The sequence below is a fragment of the Pseudomonas syringae genome (assembly GCF_021606685.1).
Lineage (GTDB): Bacteria > Pseudomonadota > Gammaproteobacteria > Pseudomonadales > Pseudomonadaceae > Aquipseudomonas > Aquipseudomonas syringae_R.
Genome location: NZ_WKCB01000003.1, coordinates 43,763 through 60,298, shown reverse-complemented (window position 1 = coordinate 60,298; position 16,536 = coordinate 43,763). Strand labels below are relative to the sequence as shown.

Sequence of the window (16,536 nt, the reverse complement as noted above, 5' to 3'; positions counted from 1 at the left end):
ACATGAGCGATACCCTCAACCGTGTGGCCCAGGTGCTGGAAGACCGCAAAGGCGCGGACGCCGACAGCTCCTATGTCGCCAGCCTGTACCACAAGGGCCTGAACAAGATTCTGGAAAAGCTCGGCGAAGAATCCGTCGAGACCATCATCGCCGCCAAGGACGCGCAAATCAGCGGCGATTGCAGCGATGTAATCTACGAAACCGCCGACCTGTGGTTCCACAGCCTGGTGATGCTCGCCCAACTGGGGCAGCATCCACAGGCCGTACTGGATGAACTGGACCGTCGCTTCGGCTTGTCCGGGCATGCCGAGAAGGCCTCGCGCCCGTCCGCTTGAATAACTAAGACTAGAGGATTTGCAGCATGGGCATTTTTGACTGGAAACACTGGATCGTCATTCTGGTGGTCGTGGTACTGGTGTTCGGCACCAAAAAACTCAAGAACCTGGGTACCGACGTGGGCGAGTCGATCAAGGGCTTCCGTAAAGCCATGAACGACGACGAAAAGCCTGCCGACCCTGCCGTCAATCCGGTGCCGCCGGCGCAACCTGTGCACCCGCAGGCCACTCAGCCGATCACCGAGCGTCGTACCTTCGACGTACAGGCTGAGAAAGTCGAAGAGCCAACCCGCAAAGACGTGTGAGCACTGACTAATGTTTGGTATCAGCTTCTCTGAACTGCTCCTCGTCGGCCTTGTGGCCCTGCTGGTATTGGGGCCGGAGCGCCTGCCCGGTGCCGCACGCACGGCCGGCCTTTGGATCGGGCGCCTGAAACGCAGTTTCAACGCCATCAAACAGGAAGTTGAACGGGAAATCGGCGCCGACGAGATCCGCCGGCAGCTGCACAACGAACATATCCTGTCGTTGGAGCAAGAGGCCCGCAAGATTCTTTCCCCGGTACAGGAACCGGCCAAACCGGCGGAGCCTGTGGCCGAGCACAGCATCGCACCGGCCCCCGCCGCCGAAGCGCCGCCCGCCGTTGTCACCCCGACCGAGCCAGCGCCGGCGCCCGTTGCGGCGCCCGCTCCCCATGACCCTACATTGCCGCCGCGAGCCCCATGAGCGCTGATAAACCGGAAAACGACCAGCATATGCCGCTGGTCTCGCACCTCACCGAGCTGCGTACCCGCCTGCTGCGTTGCGTAGCGGCGATCTTCATTATATTTGCCGGGCTGTTCGCCTTTACCCAGCAGATCTACACCTTCGTCTCCACGCCGTTGCGCCAGTACCTGCCGGCCGGCGCGACGATGATCGCCACCGACGTGTCGTCGCCGTTCCTCACGCCGTTGAAGCTGACCATGATGGTTTCGCTGTTCCTGGCGATTCCGGTAATCCTGCACCAGATCTGGGGCTTTATCGCACCGGGCCTGTACAAGCATGAAAAACGCATCGCCGTGCCGCTGTTGGTGTCGAGCATCCTGTTGTTCTACACCGGCATGGCCTTCGCCTACTTCCTGGTGTTCCCGCTGATCTTCAAGTTCTTCGCCGCCGCCACCCCGGCTGGCGTGGAGATGATGACCGACATCACCAGCTACCTAGACTTCGTGATGACGCTGTTCTTCGCCTTTGGCGTGGCCTTCGAAATCCCGGTGGCCGTGGTGCTGCTGGTGTGGATCGGCGTGGTCGACGTCAAATACCTGAAGAAAATCCGCCCGTACGTGATCATCGGCTGCTTTGTGGTCGGCATGATCCTGACGCCGCCGGACATCTTCTCCCAGACCTTGCTGGCCGTGCCGATGTGGATGCTGTTCGAGATCGGCATCCTGTTCAGCGGCCTGATCAGCAAGCGTGGCGAACACCCGGATGACCAACCCGCCGACGACGACCAGCCGCCAGCGACCCAGCCGTGAACCTGCTGCTGTTGGAAGAGGCCGACTTTATCGCGGCCGACCGGGTGGTGCTGCGTGACCGGCGCCTGGTGCATATGCAGGACGTCCACCGCGCGGCGGTGGGCGACAACCTGCGCGTCGGCCGCATCGGTGGGTTGATGGGCAATGCACAGCTGATACGCCTGGATGCCGGTGAAGCCGAGCTGCAGGTCAGCTTTGACCAGCCGCCCCCGGCCAAACTGCCCCTGACCCTGCTGCTGGCACTGCCACGCCCCAAGATGCTGCGCCGCGTGCTGCAAACCGTGGCCGCCATGGGCGTGCCCAAGGTGGTGCTGGTCAACAGCTACCGGGTCGAGAAGAGCTTCTGGCAAACCCCGTTCCTGGAGCCTGAGGCGATTCGCGAGCAACTGATCCTCGGCCTGGAGCAGGCGCGGGACACCGTGCTGCCCGAGATCGTCATCGAGAAGCGCTTCAAGCCGTTCGTTGAAGACCGCCTGCCAGCCATGACCGAGGGCACCCTGGGCCTGATCGGCCATCCCGGCGACTACCCCGCCTGCCCGCGTGGCCTGGATGAGCCGGTGACCCTGGCAATTGGCCCGGAAGGCGGCTGGATCCCTTATGAAGTGGACCTGCTGAGCAAAGCCGGATTACAACCGGTGCAACTCGGCGCACGCATCCTGCGGGTCGAAACCGCCGTCACCGCGCTGCTCGCCCGCCTGTTCTAAACACACTGCAAATCCATTGTGGGAAGGGGCTTGCTCCCGATGGCGGTGTATCAGTCACCCAATGTATTCACTGAACCCCCGCTATCGGGGGCAAGCCCCCTCCCACATTGGTGTAGCTGCGCTACAGAATCCCGCATGCAGGCCGATAACCCTTGAATAAGTCCAAGCCTTGTTCCAGGGGAGTCCGCAACATGTATGGTTGGTTAGCCGAAAAGCTGGGGAATGTCAGGGTAAAAACCAAACTGGGCGTCGGGTTTGGCCTGGTATTGCTGCTGACATTGGTGATCACCTTGACTGGCTGGACCGGTCTGGGCGATGTGATCAGTCGTGGTGACAAGCTGGGCTTTATCTCCAGCCTCAACGGGTTGACCAAGGACTTGCGCCTGGCACGCCTGGACTTCGAAATGCGTCGCGGCGAACAAGGTACCGGGGCGGTCACCGCCCTGCTCACCCAACTGGATAACGGCCTGAAAACCGCCGGCGAGCTGATCGAGCAGCCCAACGACAAGGCCCTGGTGGAACAGCAACAGGACGCCTTGAACCAGTACAAAAAGGCTTTCGCGGCCATGGTCCAGGCCGGCCTCAAGCGTGAAGGCGCGCGCAGCAAGCTCGGCGACACTGCCGACAATGCCGTGGCGAAGATCAACGAAATTGAAAAAAACCTGCTGCAAGGCGACAGCGTCATTCAGTTCAACAGCGTGGTCGACCTGAGCAAGCTGATCCAGCAAGCGCGCTTCCAGGTGCGCGGCTACACCTACAGCGGCAAGGTCGAGGCCGAACAGCCGGCCCTGGATGCCATCGACAACGCCCTCAAAAAAATCACCGAACTCGACGGCCAACTGCCCGCCCAGTACCAGGCCAATCTGCAGGAGGCCAGCGTCTCGCTGCAAGCCTACCGCGCCGCCGTCAGCCAGTACCGCGATTCCCAGGTAGCCAGCGCAGAGGCCCTCAAGACCATGGTCGCCCAGGGCGATACATTGTTGGCCCACAGTGAAAAACTCACCGCCTCCCAGACCGTGGTGCGCGACACCGACGCCGCAGAAGCCAAATACCTGTTGCTGCTGGTCACGGCGCTGGCGCTGATCCTGGGCCTGGTCGCGGCCTGGGCCATCACCCGTCAAATCACCCTCCCGCTCAACCAGACCCTGGCGGTCGCCGAGCGCGTCGCCTCAGGCGACCTGAGCCACAACCTGACCTCCCTGCGTCAGGACGAACTGGGCCAGCTGCAGCGCGCCATGCAGAGCATGAGCGTGGGCCTGCGCGAACTGATCGGTGGCATCAGCGACGGCGTGACCCAGATCGCCAGCGCCGCCGAGCAGCTGTCAGCAGTAACCGAACAGACCAGCGCCGGGGTCAACAGTCAAAAGGTCGAGACTGACCAGGTGGCGACCGCCATGAATGAAATGGCGGCCACCGTGCAAGAAGTGGCACGCAACGCCGAAGAAGCCTCTGAAGCCGCAGTGGCTGCCGACCAGCAGGCGCGCGAAGGCGACAAGGTGGTCGGTGAAGCCATCGCCCAGATCGAACGCCTGGCCACTGAGGTGGGCAACTCCACCCAAGCCATGGGCGATCTCAAGCGCGAAAGCGACAAGATCGGCAGCGTGCTCGATGTGATCAAATCCGTGGCCCAGCAAACCAACCTGCTGGCGCTCAACGCCGCGATTGAAGCGGCACGTGCCGGTGAAGCCGGGCGGGGTTTTGCGGTGGTGGCCGACGAGGTACGCAGCCTGGCCCAGCGCACCCAGAAGTCTACCGAAGAGATCGAGGAGCTGATCGTCGGCCTGCAGAGCGGTACCCAGCAGGTGGCGACCATCATGGACAACAGCCGTGACCTCACCGACAGCAGCGTCGAACTGACCCGCCGCGCCGGTAGCGCCCTGGGCAACATCACCCGCACGGTTTCGACCATCCAGGCGATGAACTCCCAGATCGCCACCGCCGCCGAGCAGCAAAGCGCGGTGGCCGAAGAGATCAACCGCAGCGTGCTGAACGTGCGTGATATCTCGGAGCAAACGGCGGCAGCCAGTGAAGAGACGGCGGCGTCGAGCACCGAACTGGCGCGCCTGGGCAACCACCTGCAAATGCTGGTCGGCCGCTTCCGGGTCTGACACCCTCCCCCCGCGCGGCGGCCTGTCTTGGGCCGCCGCCTGCAACCTCTGAAATTTCCTACGCGCTTTTCAGGCCCGCCCCACCGTCAAGAGCACTAGCGTTCAAGCCAGTGCTATTCACTTGCCGGAGGTCGACCATGCTGCGCCGAATGACTCATCTATTGGGTGACACCCGTGTCACCCTCAAACTGGCCCTGGGATTTTCCGTGGTCCTGGCCCTGAGCCTGGTGATTGCCGTAACCGGCTGGCAGGCCCTGGCCGCCTCCCTGTATCGCTCGCAAACCCTGACGCTGCTCGCGCAACTGGCCGTGGCTGGCGAGGAAATGCGCGCCGACAGAATCGTCTACCGCACCCTGGATGACACCAACAGCCTGAACAAATTGAGCGTGAGCCTGGAGAAAATCGACACGTCCCTGGCGGCGCTTTCCGACCGGCTCAGGGCGTCGGAAGCGATTGCTTACCTGCAGGAAATGACGCGTATTTCCACCACGTTCAAAACCACCCTCAAGGACGTGCCCACACTGGCTGGAAACCGCGAGACGGCCCGCGAACAACTCAAACAAAGCTCCACCCGCACCGGTGACGTACTGGCGCAACTGGCCAGCGATTTGCCCAACCAGGAAGATGAAAAAGCCCTCGACGCTATCGAAAGCCTGCGCCAGGCGATCGAGCAGGCCGAGGACCGCGCCCAAAGCCCGGCCTGGGCCGCCGATTCGCTGGACGCCTACACCCAGGCCGTCAGCGACGCCGAGCGCAACCTTGAACTCAGCGAGGCCGCCGTGGCGAAACTGCCGGTGGACAGCGCCGCGCTGAAAAACACCCTGCTGGGCATTCGCACCCAGCTCACGCGCCTCAAGGAAACCCAACTCACCACCGAAAATACCCAAAACCAGTTGGAGCAACAGTTGGATCAGTTGCTCCGCCAGAGCGACCTGCTGAGCCAGGACCAGACCCAGCGACGCGACCGCGAAGCCGAGCAGGCCCGCACCCAAACCCTGGGCATCACCGCAATCGCCCTGCTGTTCGGCGCCCTGTCGGCCTGGGTGATTGCCGGGCAAATCGTGAAGCCGTTGCGCATCGCGTTATCAGCCGCCAATCGCATTGCCGAGGGCGACCTGAGTCAGGACACGCACACCCGGCGCAAGGATGAGCTGGGCCAGTTGCAAAACAGCATGAGCCAGATGACCCAGAACCTGCGGGAGCTGATCGGCAATATCAGCAGCAATGCCCGGCAGATCGCCAGCGCCGCCGAGGAGCTTTCTGCGGTGACCCAGCAAACGCGCACGGGGGTAAATAACCAGCGTGAAGAAACCGAGCAAGTGGCGACGGCGATGAACCAGATGCTGGCTACCGCCCAGGAGGTGGCCCGCCACGCAGAAGCAGCGTCGCTGGCGGCCGGTCAGGCCCATCAACAGACAGAACTGGGCGGCCAGGTGGTGACGGATGCCGTGGCGCAGATCGAACACCTTGCCCATGAGATGGCACGCTCAAGCCAAGCGATGCTGGGGCTGCAACGGGAAAGCCAGAAGATCGGCAGCGTGCTTGATGTGATCAAGTCGGTGTCCCAGCAAACCAACCTGCTGGCGCTTAACGCAGCAATCGAAGCGGCCCGCGCCGGCGAGGCCGGCCGAGGTTTTGCGGTGGTCGCCGATGAGGTGCGCAGCCTCGCGCAGCGCACCCAGCAGTCGGCCGAGGAAATCGAAGAGTTGATCGGGGGGCTACACGGCGGTACACAACAGGTGGCCGACATCATGGACCACAGCCGCGCCCTGACCGACAACAGCGTCGGCCTGGCCCGCAATGCGGGGGACGCACTCACTGAAATCGCCCGCACCGTGGCAGTGATCCAGGAAATGAACCCGCAGATTGCAGCGGCGGCCGAGGAGCAAAGCGCGGTCGCCGAAGAGATCAACCGCAGCGTGCTGAAGGTGCGGGACGTCTCGGAGCAAACCGCCGCCGCCAGTGAACAGACGGCGGCAGCAAGTCAGGAGTTGGCACGGCTGGGAACGGATCTGCAGCAGTGCGTGGGGAGGTTCAAGGTGTGACCTCCCAGGTGTTGGAGGTTAAAGCACCTGACGCAGGAATGCCTGGGCCCGTGGGTCTTTTGGCGCGTCGAAGAACTCGGCGGGTGCCGCATCTTCCAGCAGCTTGCCGTGGTCGAAGAACAACACGCGGTCGGCTACTTCGCGGGCAAAGCCCATTTCGTGGGTGACGCAGACCATGGTCATGCCTTCCAGCGCCAGGGTCTTCATCACATCCAGCACTTCGCCGACCATTTCCGGGTCGAGTGCCGAGGTGGGCTCATCGAACAGCATCACCTTGGGCTCCATCGCCAGCGCCCGGGCAATCGCCACGCGCTGTTGCTGGCCGCCGGACAAGCGCGACGGGAACTCGTTGGCCTTCTGCGCAATGCCGACCTTTTCCAAAAGCGCCATGGCCTTGGCCTCGCGCTCCTTTTTGCCACGCTTGCGCACAACTTTTTGCGCCAGGCACAGGTTTTCCAGCACGGTCATGTGCGGGAACAGGTTGAAGTGCTGGAACACCATGCCGACTTCGCGGCGATAGGCATTCACGTCGGTTTTCGGGTCGGCCAGTTGCAGGCCGTCGATGCTCACCGAACCCGAGTCGAATTCTTCCAGGCCATTGAGGCAGCGCAGGAAGGTCGACTTGCCGGAGCCGGACGGGCCGATCACGACCAGCACTTCACCCTTGGCCACCTGGGTGGTGACGTTATCCACCGCGCGCACCACATGGCCACGGGTGTCGAAGACTTTTACCAGATCGCGGACTTCAATCACTTTGCGCGAGCCTCCGCTCAAGCCGGCTGGCCATTTTCGACAGCGGCAGGTTGATCAGCAGGTACAGGCCTGCCACGCAGAACAGGATTTCAAACGGCGAGAACGAGGTGGTGATCACTTCGCGGCCGCTTTTGAGCAGTTCGGTAATCGCGATCACCGACACCAGGGAAGTGTCCTTCACCAGGCTGATGAATTGCCCCGCCAGCGGCGGCAGCACGCGCTTGAACGCTTGCGGCAGCACCACATGACGCATCGACTGGCCTGCACTCAGGCCCAGGGAGCGCGCGGCTTCGTTCTGACCACGGGTGATGGACTGCACGCCCGCACGCACGATTTCGGCCACATAGGCGCCGGTGAACAGCGACAGCGCGGCGATCCCGGCAAACTCGCGGGACAGGTTCAATACCGTGCCGATAAAGAAGTAGAAAATGAAGATCTGCACCAACAGCGGCGTCCCGCGCACCAGTTCGACGTAGATCGTCGACAGGTCGCGCAAGGTCGGGTTATTTGACAGCCGGCACAACCCGGTCGCCAAACCAATCGCCAGGCCCAGGATGCCGGACACCACTGACAACCACAACGTGGTCCACAGGCCCCACATCAACGGCCCCAGCGCCCAGTGCCGGGTCACGCCGACCACATCGCCTTCGGCCACGTCGTCGCCGCGTGCCACTTGCAGGCTGTTGTCCGCCACCGTCAGCGTTTGCAGGGCGCCCGCGTCGTTGCGCAAGGTAACTTCAGCCACATCGCCTTTGCGCACCAGCTCAACGACGGTGGAGATGTCGGCTGCGCGCTGGGACGTTTCGGCCTGATAGACGAAGTATTGCGGCACGCGGTTCCAGCGCCACTCGTAGGACATCAACGAGGTGGCGTAGTACAAGGCGCCGGCCAGGCCGACCAGCACGACCACGGTCAGCAGGTGCCAGGGCCATTGGGCTTTTTTCTGTTTCATTTCACTTTCCGGGATATGTGTCGCCTGGCAGGCCGTCATCGGGGGCAAGCCCCCTCCCACATTTTGAGTTGTGAACACCTTCAAAGGTGGGAGGGGGCTTGCCCCCGATGAAGTCGGCTCGGTGTCAGCCCTTATTCCATGTCCTTGAGCCACTCGGAGCTCTTGAACCACTTGTCATGGATGCGATCGTAGGTGCCGTCGTTGCGGATCTGGTGCAGGAAGTTATTGATGTAGTTGATGCTGTCGTAATCGCCTTTCTTCAGGCCGAAGGCCAGCGGTTCGAAGGTGAAGGGTTCTTCCAGGAACACCAGCTTGCCGTTGCCGACTTTTTTCTCGGCAACCACGTTGTACGGCGCGTCATACACAAAGGCGTCAGCCTTGCCGTTGACCACGTCCAGCACGCCTTCCTGTTCGTTGTCATAGCCGTGGTACTTGGCTTTGGAAATCAGCTTCTTGGCGACCATCTCACCGGTGGTGCCGAGCTTGGAAGTCAGGCGGTACTTCTCGTCGTTCAGGTCTTTGTAGGACTTGATGGTGCCTTCCAGGTCCTTGCGAATCAGCAGGGTCTGGCCGACCACGATGAAGGGTTCGCTGAAGTTCAGGCGCAGGTTGCGCTCCTGGGTCAGGGTCATGCCGCTGCCGATCATGTCGAACTTGCCGGTCAGGAACGCCGGGATAATCCCGTCATAACCCGTGGACACCAGCTCGAGCTTGACGCCCATGGACTTGGCCATGGCCTTGAGGATGTCGACTTCGAAGCCGATGATTTCACCGCGCTTGTCGGTCATTTCAAACGGCATGTAGGTCGGGTCCATGCCGACTTTCAGCGTGCCGCGCTTGACCGCATCATCGATGGCGCCGGCCTGGGCCGCATTCGCAGCCACCAGTGCAGTGACGCCTAGCAGCAGCATCGAAAGATACTTTTTCATCATCAAGTCCCCTGAACGATTCTTATGAGGTCGGCGCGCAAAAGGGCTGCACCATTTCGGGGTGCGATCCTAACCCACTCGCTGCCCGGCACAAAGGTTTCACGGGTAATTGTTATGGCGTATGTCGGATAGGCACTACAACGGTGCAGCCGAGCGCAGGAGATAGACCGATCAGGCAACCTGCGCAGCGCTGGGCTGATGTGTAAAAAGTTATGACCATCAGTAGATCTCGGTGAGCCAGGCAGTGTCGCTGAACCACTTGTCGTGCAGCCGATCGTAAGTCCCGTCCTGGGCCACCTGGCTGAGAAAATGATTGATCCAGTTGAGGCTGTCGTAATCACCTTTGTTCAAGCCGAACGCCAACGGCTCATAGGTGAAAGGCTGCTCGAGCGCCAGCAACGCGCGGTTCTCCGGGCGGGTCATGGCGATCAGGTTGGAGGGCGCATCATGGATAAAGGCATCGGCCTTGCCCTCCACTACCTGGCGCAGGCCTTCTTCGGACGTGGCAAAGCTGCTGAGCCGGGCTGCGCCCAGGAAACGTTGTGCAGCAGCCTCTGCGGTGGTGCCTTGTGTGGCAGCGATGCGGTAACCGGCCTCGTCCAGGTCTTCGATACTGGACACCTTGCCAGCCAGGCTGGGGTGCATCAGCACGGTCTGGCCCACCACGATAAAGGCGTCGCTGAAATTCAGCTTGAGGTTGCGCTCCTGCGTGACGGTCATGCCGCTGCCAATCAAATCGAATTGTTTGGCCATCAAGCCCGGCAGCAACTCGGTATAGGGCAACGCGACCAACTCAAGCTCGACGCCCAGGGCACGGCTCATCGCCCGGAGCAAATCGATCTCGAAGCCGACGATGCGCCCCTGTTTGTCAGTCATTTCGAAAGGCACGTAATTGGGGGTCGTGCCGACTTTCAGCACGCCACGCCGCACGGCGTCGTCGATGGCCCCCGCCTGCACCAGGCTGATGTGAAGCAATGCAGCAGCGCCTGCCAGCAGTGCCAAGCAAAAGCGTTTGTTCATGAATACCCCGCGACCACGTCAAATTCGGGGCGATGCTAACCCAGCCTCGGGCCCGGCAATATGCCTTGGGGGAGGGTCTTTTGTTTCGAAATAACAAGGCGTCAGGGCGACGAGGAAGGAGGTTGAAACGCTGTAGGACCAGCGCCTCAAACGCCCCCTAAGTTGACCCTAGGGGGCGTCTGAATCAGGCCGGTTGGGCCTGGGACGACAGCGGTTGCAGTGGCAGCAACGGCGCGTGCGGATCGGACTTGATCGAATCACGCCAAGCGGCGAGCCATTCGGCATGCCCTTCGCTCCACACCTGCTCGTGCAGGCGACCCAGGGCCACCGGGTCGCTGAGCAAAGCCAGGCGCTCGCCGTTGTTGAGGCCGGCCGGGCCGACTTTCAACGCGTGACGCACACGCTCGGCGCGCAGGTACTCGATCGGCTCCGCTTCACGGTGACGCGAGGTCGCCAGGGCGCAGGCCAGGGCATTCTGCTGCGGGTCGACCACCGAACGCACAAAGCCGTCATTGAGGGCGTGCCAACGGTTTTCGTGGGTGTACTTCTCGGTCGACAGCAACGCCTGCGGCGGGTTGTACTCCTCAGGGATCAGGAACAGGCTCTCGTCGCGGGACTTGAGGCCCAGCTTGACCCGGCTGGAAATCACCGACACCGGAATCGACAGCATCAGCGAACCGACGATCGGAATCAGCCACCACAGGAAGCTCGGGTTCAGCCACACCACCAGCAGTGCCCAAAGGAAGCCCAGCAGCGTTTGCGGACCGTGGCGTTTGACCGCCTCGCTCCATGGCGTGGAGTCGTCGTCACGCTGCGGCGAATTCCAGGTCGCAGCCCAGCCGAGGAACGCGGCCAGCACGAAACGCGTGTGGAAAATCATCCGCACCGGCGCCAGCAGCATCGAGAACAACATCTCCAGCAGCATCGACAAGGTTACCTTGAACTTGCCGCCGAACTCTTTCGCGCCCTTGGCCCAGATCAGGATGATGCTCAGCAGCTTAGGCAGGAACAACAGCACGATAGTGGTGGAGAACAGCGCCACCGCCTTGTCCGGATGCCATTGCGGCCACAGCGGGTACAGCTGGCGCGGCGCCATGAAGTACTGCGGCTCCATCAAGGTGTTCACCGCCAGCAACGCCGTCGACAGCACCAGGAAGAAGAACCACAACGGCGCCGACAGGTAAGACATCACCCCGGTCAGGAACACCGCGCGGTGCACCGGGTGCATGCCCTTGACCAGGAACAGGCGGAAGTTCATCAGGTTGCCGTGGCACCAGCGACGGTCACGCTTGAGTTCGTCCAGCAGGTTCGGCGGCAGTTCTTCGTAGCTGCCCGGCAAGTCGTAGGCAATCCACACGCCCCAGCCGGCACGGCGCATCAGCGCGGCTTCAACGAAGTCGTGGGACAGAATCGCACCGGCGAACGCACCCTTACCCGGCAACGGCGCCAAGGCGCAGTGCTCGATAAACGGCTTCATGCGGATAATTGCGTTGTGACCCCAATAGTGGGATTCACCCAATTGCCAGAAGTGCAGGCCAGCGGTGAACAGCGGGCCATACACGCGGGTGGCGAACTGCTGCATGCGCGCATACAGGGTGTCCATGCCCGACGCACGCGGCGCGGTCTGGATAATCCCGGCATCCGGCGTGGCTTCCATCAGGCGTACCAGGCTGGTGAGGCATTCGCCACTCATCACGCTGTCGGCGTCGAGCACTACCATGTACTTATAGTCACCGCCCCAGCGACGGCAGAAGTCGTCGAGGTTGCCGCTCTTGCGCTTCACACGACGGCGGCGACGGCGATAGAAGATCTTGCCAAAGCCACCGGCTTCGCGGCACACGTCGAGCCAGGCTTGCTGCTCGGCGATGCAGATGTCGGCATCGTTACTGTCGCTGAGCACGAAGAAGTCGAAGCGATCCAGGTCACCGGTAGCGGCGACCGATTCGAACGTGGCGCGCAGGCCCGCAAACACACGCGGCACGTCTTCGTTGCAGATCGGCATCACCAGCGCGGTGCGCGCGTCTTTCGGGATCGGCTCGTCGCCGGCACTTTTACCGGAGATCCGGTATTTATCGTGACCGGTGAGCAACTCGAGAAAGCCCATCAGCGCGGTCCAGAACCCGGCCGACACCCAGCAGAACAGAATCCCGAACATGATCAGGATGCTGGTTTGCAGGGCGTAAGGCAGTACCTGAGTCGCGGTTTGCAGCAGGGTCTGGTTGCGGATCTCGTCGAAGTCGACCAGCGACCAACCCTGGTACGGCATGATGCCTTTCATGTACCAGCCAGCCACGATGGTCTGGCCGAGCATGAGCACCAGCAGGATGTAACGGCGGATCGAACCGACGGTGCGCCAGCGCGCAGCCGGCAGCACGCGTTCATCTTTCGGCGGCTTGGGCGGGTTGGTGCGACCGGTCATACGGCGCCAGCCGCGTACCAGGATATTGGTACGCCACGGCTCCGGTACGACCTTGGTGCGACGAATCGGCGGCGTGGCCTTGAGGCACACGCGACCGCTGGCGTCGAGCGCCAGCATTTCGGCGTCCTGCAGTTCTTCGGCCGTGTTGAGGGTCAACCGCCGGCCAACCGAGGCTTGGGCGGCGTCAGCCGGCGCATCGAACGTCGAGGACGCCAAGCGCTGATGCAGCTCGCTGAAGGATGAGCAGCCTGCCAGTTCGGCGCGCTGCTCAGCGGTCATCGGGAGATGCGCCAGATACTCGGACAGAGTCTCGGGCGTGACTTGAGAATTACTCATCGGCAGGCAACTGATAGCTCCAGGTTTCGGTCAGGACTTGCTCGGTCTTGATCGGCTCCGGTGTGGCTGGGGCAGCTTCTGGCTGCTTGGCTTCCTTGTCTTTCGCGTCTTTCTTGGCCTGCTTCTCGTGCTGCTTGGCCAGTACTTTGTCGGCCTTGAGCACTTGGCTCGAGACTTTTTCCGGCTCAGGCTGAGGAATGTCCTGCACCAGGGCCGCACGCATTTCGGTCGGCTTGCCTGCGTCCTTGATTTTCATACGCAGGGTCAGGCGCCAGCCTTTGGTGTGTTCGTTGTAACGCACGCTGTTTTCGACCAGCTCAGCGTTATCACCGACGCTCACCTGGCTGCGCACCGGAGCGTCCGGCAGCAGTTTTTTCAGGGACGGGCCTTCGAAGTCCACCAGGTACGCGACGCTGCCATCCGGCTGACGGATCAGGTTGGATTGCTTCACATCACCGGTGGAACGCAGGGTCTGCTTGACCCAGGCGCTGTCCGGCGAATGGAACGCGGCATCGTCCAGGGTCCAGTGCAGGCGGTAGGCGACATCCAGCGGCTTGCCGACTTCCGGCAGTTCGGCCGGGCTCCAGAAGGCCACGATGTTGTCGTTGGTTTCGTCGGCAGTCGGAATTTCTACCAGGTCGACGGAACCCTTGCCCCAGTCGCCTTCAGGCTCGATCCAGGCGCTTGGGCGCTTGTCGTAGTTGTCGTCCAGGTCTTCGTAGTGGCTGAAGTTGCGGCCGCGTTGCAGCAGGCCGAACCCGCGCGGGTTTTCTACGGTGAAGTTGCTGACCGACAGGTGTTTAGGGTTGTTCAGCGGGCGCCAGATCCACTCGCCATTCCCGGCATGGATCGACAGGCCGCTGGAATCGTGCAGCTCACGACGGTAGTTAAGCACTTTGGACGGCTGGTTGGCGCCGAACAGGAACATCGAGGTCAACGGGGCAACGCCCAGCTTGCTGACCTTGTCGCGCAGGAACATCTGGGATTTGACGTCCACCACGGTGTCGGTGCCTGGACGCAGGATCAGGCGATAGGCACCCGTGGCGCGTGGCGAATCCAGCAGGGCAAAGATCACCAGGTGCTTGTCGCCAGGCTTGGGACGTTCGATCCAGAACTCGGTGAAACGCGGGAATTCTTCGCCGGACGGCAGCGCGGTATCGATCGCCATGCCACGCGCGGACAGGCCGTACACCTGGTCCTTGCCGACGACGCGGAAATAGCTGGCGCCGAGCATGGTCATGATTTCGTCTTGCTTGTCGCCCTTGTTGATCGGGTACAGCACACGGAAACCGGCATAACCCAGCTGTTCGGTGGCCTTGGGATCAACCTTGACGTCGCCGAAATCGAAACGCGACGCGTCGTATTTGATTTCCTGCACGCTGTCAGCGGTGACTTCGTTGATTTTCACCGGTGTATCGAAATGCATACCCTGGTGATAGAAGGACAGCTTGAACGGGGTATTTTGATCGGCCCACTCGGCTTTGTCGGTACGGAAACGAATCTTCTGGTAATCAGCGAATTTCATCTCGCGGAATTCGTTCGGCAGATTGCTGCGCGGAGCTTCGTATTTCTGCCCGGCCAGCTCTTTAGCCTTGGCCGACACATCATCCAGACTGAATGCCCACAGCTGACCCGCGCCGAACAGGCAAAACAGGGCGGAGCCCGTTACCAGGGCGTTACGTAACCGTTTGGCAGACAATTTTGGTGCATTACAGGGACTAACAATCACGAGCAACCCTCGCCGAAAACAGATCAAAAAACCAACGGCCAGCTATCTATATGCCAGGTTGGCGAGCATTGTTCCGACTGCATTGGATCAGAATGATTCCCCAATGGCCGTCGGACAAGTCTCTACCTAAGTCAAAAATGGACCAACCAACGCTGATCCCCGTAGCGCGCGATTATCTAGTAGCCCGCGAAACAACGCACCAGGGACAACGAAGTATTTGTAGCGAAACCCTGCGTTTTTAGGCATTAAAGTCGTTTTTAATACATTCATGTCTGCAACAGGAAGGTCACGGGGCCATCATTGACCAAATGCACCTGCATATCGGCCCCAAAACGCCCCGACGCCACCTTGCCATGCAATTGTTGCGCTTGTAACAACAAGTGATCAAAAAGCGCCGCTCCCAGTGCCGGAGGGGCCGCTGTGGAGAAGCTTGGGCGCAGCCCGCTTTTGGTGTCCGCCGCCAGCGTGAACTGCGACACCAGCAACAAACCGCCCTCAATGTCTTTCAACGACAGGTTCATCTTGCCGCCGTCGTCGCTGAACACCCGGTAGTTAAGCAGCTTGTGCAGCAGTTTGTCGGCGCTCTCGGGCGTATCAGACGGTTCGACGGCCACCAGTACCAGCAAACCCTGGTCAATCGCGCCGACGGTTTCGCCCTCTACCTCGACCCGGGCGCCACGCACCCGTTGCAACAGACCCTTCATGCTTCTTCTGGCGGCAGATCAAGCAGGCGCCGTGCCATTTCGCCAGTGGCGCGCACCAGCGCGTCGGTGATTCCCGGCTCGGACGCCGCATGGCCCGCTTCGCGGATCACCTGCAATTCGCTGTTGGGCCAGGCCTGGTGCAGCTCCCAGGCGTTGTCCAGCGGGCAGATCATATCGTAGCGGCCATGAATGATTACGCCAGGCAGATGGGCGATCTTGTGCATGTCGCGAATCAGCTGGTTGGGCTCCAGGAAGGAGTTGTTGGTGAAGTAGTGGCACTCGATACGCGCAATCGACAGCGCGCGCTGAGGCTCGGAAAAACGTTCCACATGCTGCGGGCTCGGGCACAGGCCCAGCATGCGCCCTTCCCAGCCGGACCACGCCTTGGCGGCATGCATCTGGGCGATCTGGTCGTTGCCGGTGAGGCGCTTGTGGTAGGCCGCGATCATGTCGTGGCGCTCGTCGGCCGGGATCGGCGCGAGGTAATCCTGCCAGTAATCCGGGAACAGGCGGCTCGCGCCCTCTTGGTAGAACCAGTGAATGTCCTGAGGGCGGGCGAGGAAAATACCGCGCACGATCAGGCCATGCACGCGCTCGGGATGAGTTTGCGCGTAGGCCAGGGCCAGGGTCGAACCCCATGAGCCGCCGAACAGCACCCATTTTTCTATGCCCAGGTGTTCGCGAATGCGCTCAAGGTCGGCGACCAGGTCCCAGGTGGTGTTGTTTTCCAGGCTGGCGCGCGGGGTGGAACGGCCGCAGCCGCGCTGGTCGAAGGTGACAATGCGGTACAGGTTCGGATCAAAATAGCAGCGGCTCTGGGCGTCGCAACCGGAGCCTGGGCCACCATGGATGAATACGACGGGCAAGCCTTCGGGGGAGCCACTTTCATCGACATACAGCGTGTGGGTGTCATCGACGGCCAGATCGTGCCGGGCGTAGGGTTTGATCTGCGGGTACCAAGTCTGCATTGCGCGCTCCGTAGGGGGTCGGG

Annotated in this window: 14 protein-coding genes and 2 pseudogenes; 8 read left to right on the top strand and 8 right to left on the bottom strand. The window is 61.7% G+C overall.

The annotated features are described in order from the left end of the window. The first annotated feature begins 2 nt into the window (after window positions 1-2). From GIW02_RS01990 to GIW02_RS01960, 8 genes and pseudogenes are all read left to right on the top strand, one after another. Window positions 3-335 carry a phosphoribosyl-ATP diphosphatase gene (locus tag GIW02_RS01990; RefSeq protein WP_003209299.1) on the top strand — a complete coding sequence of 111 codons (333 nt, stop codon included), beginning with the start codon at window positions 3-5 and terminating at the stop codon, window positions 333-335. Window positions 336-361: 26 nt separating this feature from the next. Further along, the gene (locus tag GIW02_RS01985; RefSeq protein WP_116627466.1) at window positions 362-640 is read left to right on the top strand and encodes a twin-arginine translocase TatA/TatE family subunit; all 279 of its coding nucleotides are present in this window, start codon (window positions 362-364) and stop codon (window positions 638-640) included. 10 nt (window positions 641-650) lie between these two features. Then, window positions 651-1,058 (top strand): Sec-independent protein translocase protein TatB, encoded by a 408-nt coding sequence (gene tatB, locus GIW02_RS01980; RefSeq protein WP_236411234.1) that lies wholly within the window; start codon window positions 651-653, stop codon window positions 1,056-1,058. Beyond that, window positions 1,055-1,846 (top strand): twin-arginine translocase subunit TatC, encoded by a 792-nt coding sequence (gene tatC / locus GIW02_RS01975; RefSeq protein WP_236411235.1) that lies wholly within the window; start codon window positions 1,055-1,057, stop codon window positions 1,844-1,846. The genes tatB and tatC overlap by 4 nt, the downstream gene beginning before the upstream one ends. Next, window positions 1,843-2,550 carry a 16S rRNA (uracil(1498)-N(3))-methyltransferase gene (locus GIW02_RS01970; protein WP_236411237.1) on the top strand — a complete coding sequence of 236 codons (708 nt, stop codon included), beginning with the start codon at window positions 1,843-1,845 and terminating at the stop codon, window positions 2,548-2,550. Before tatC ends, GIW02_RS01970 begins: the two co-directional genes overlap by 4 nt. Window positions 2,551-2,741: 191 nt before the next feature. After that, window positions 2,742-3,800: pseudogene (locus GIW02_RS27170) on the top strand (methyl-accepting chemotaxis protein); the annotation flags it as partial. Continuing rightward, window positions 3,786-4,658 (top strand): methyl-accepting chemotaxis protein, encoded by an 873-nt coding sequence (locus GIW02_RS27165; protein ID WP_456362082.1) that lies wholly within the window; start codon window positions 3,786-3,788, stop codon window positions 4,656-4,658. The pseudogene GIW02_RS27170 and the gene GIW02_RS27165, both read left to right, overlap by 15 nt. A gap of 137 nt (window positions 4,659-4,795) precedes the next feature. Next, entirely contained in the window at window positions 4,796-6,703 is a 1,908-nt protein-coding gene (locus GIW02_RS01960) for a methyl-accepting chemotaxis protein (RefSeq protein ID WP_236411240.1), read from the top strand. 18 nt (window positions 6,704-6,721) lie between these two features. Here GIW02_RS01960 and GIW02_RS01955 read toward each other — a convergent pair whose 3' ends face one another. The 8 genes and pseudogenes from GIW02_RS01955 to pip all read right to left on the bottom strand — a co-directional run bounded on the left by GIW02_RS01955 (window position 6,722) and on the right by pip (window position 16,513). Beyond that, window positions 6,722-7,456, bottom strand: a complete 735-nt coding sequence (locus GIW02_RS01955; protein ID WP_236411242.1) for an amino acid ABC transporter ATP-binding protein — start codon at window positions 7,454-7,456, stop codon at window positions 6,722-6,724. Beyond that, window positions 7,449-8,408: an amino acid ABC transporter permease gene (locus GIW02_RS01950; RefSeq protein WP_236411244.1), complete on the bottom strand. Its 960-nt coding sequence runs from the start codon at window positions 8,406-8,408 to the stop codon at window positions 7,449-7,451. Before GIW02_RS01950 ends, GIW02_RS01955 begins: the two co-directional genes overlap by 8 nt. A gap of 131 nt (window positions 8,409-8,539) precedes the next feature. Next, on the bottom strand, window positions 8,540-9,337 hold the full coding sequence (locus GIW02_RS01945) for a transporter substrate-binding domain-containing protein (RefSeq protein WP_105695026.1): 798 nt from the start codon (window positions 9,335-9,337) through the stop codon (window positions 8,540-8,542). Between the two features lie 219 nt (window positions 9,338-9,556). Continuing rightward, window positions 9,557-10,357 (bottom strand): transporter substrate-binding domain-containing protein, encoded by an 801-nt coding sequence (locus GIW02_RS01940; protein ID WP_236411245.1) that lies wholly within the window; start codon window positions 10,355-10,357, stop codon window positions 9,557-9,559. Between the two features lie 146 nt (window positions 10,358-10,503). Further along, a pseudogene (gene mdoH, locus GIW02_RS01935) lies at window positions 10,504-13,112 on the bottom strand (glucans biosynthesis glucosyltransferase MdoH). Beyond that, the gene (locus GIW02_RS01930; RefSeq protein WP_236411246.1) at window positions 13,105-14,841 is read right to left on the bottom strand and encodes a glucan biosynthesis protein G; all 1,737 of its coding nucleotides are present in this window, start codon (window positions 14,839-14,841) and stop codon (window positions 13,105-13,107) included. Before GIW02_RS01930 ends, mdoH begins: the two are co-directional and overlap by 8 nt. Window positions 14,842-15,107: 266 nt before the next feature. Beyond that, window positions 15,108-15,545 (bottom strand): D-aminoacyl-tRNA deacylase, encoded by a 438-nt coding sequence (gene dtd / locus GIW02_RS01925; protein ID WP_236411248.1) that lies wholly within the window; start codon window positions 15,543-15,545, stop codon window positions 15,108-15,110. Beyond that, window positions 15,542-16,513: a prolyl aminopeptidase gene (gene pip / locus GIW02_RS01920; protein WP_236411250.1), complete on the bottom strand. Its 972-nt coding sequence runs from the start codon at window positions 16,511-16,513 to the stop codon at window positions 15,542-15,544. Before pip ends, dtd begins: the two co-directional genes overlap by 4 nt. Between the last annotated feature and the right edge of the window lie 23 nt (window positions 16,514-16,536).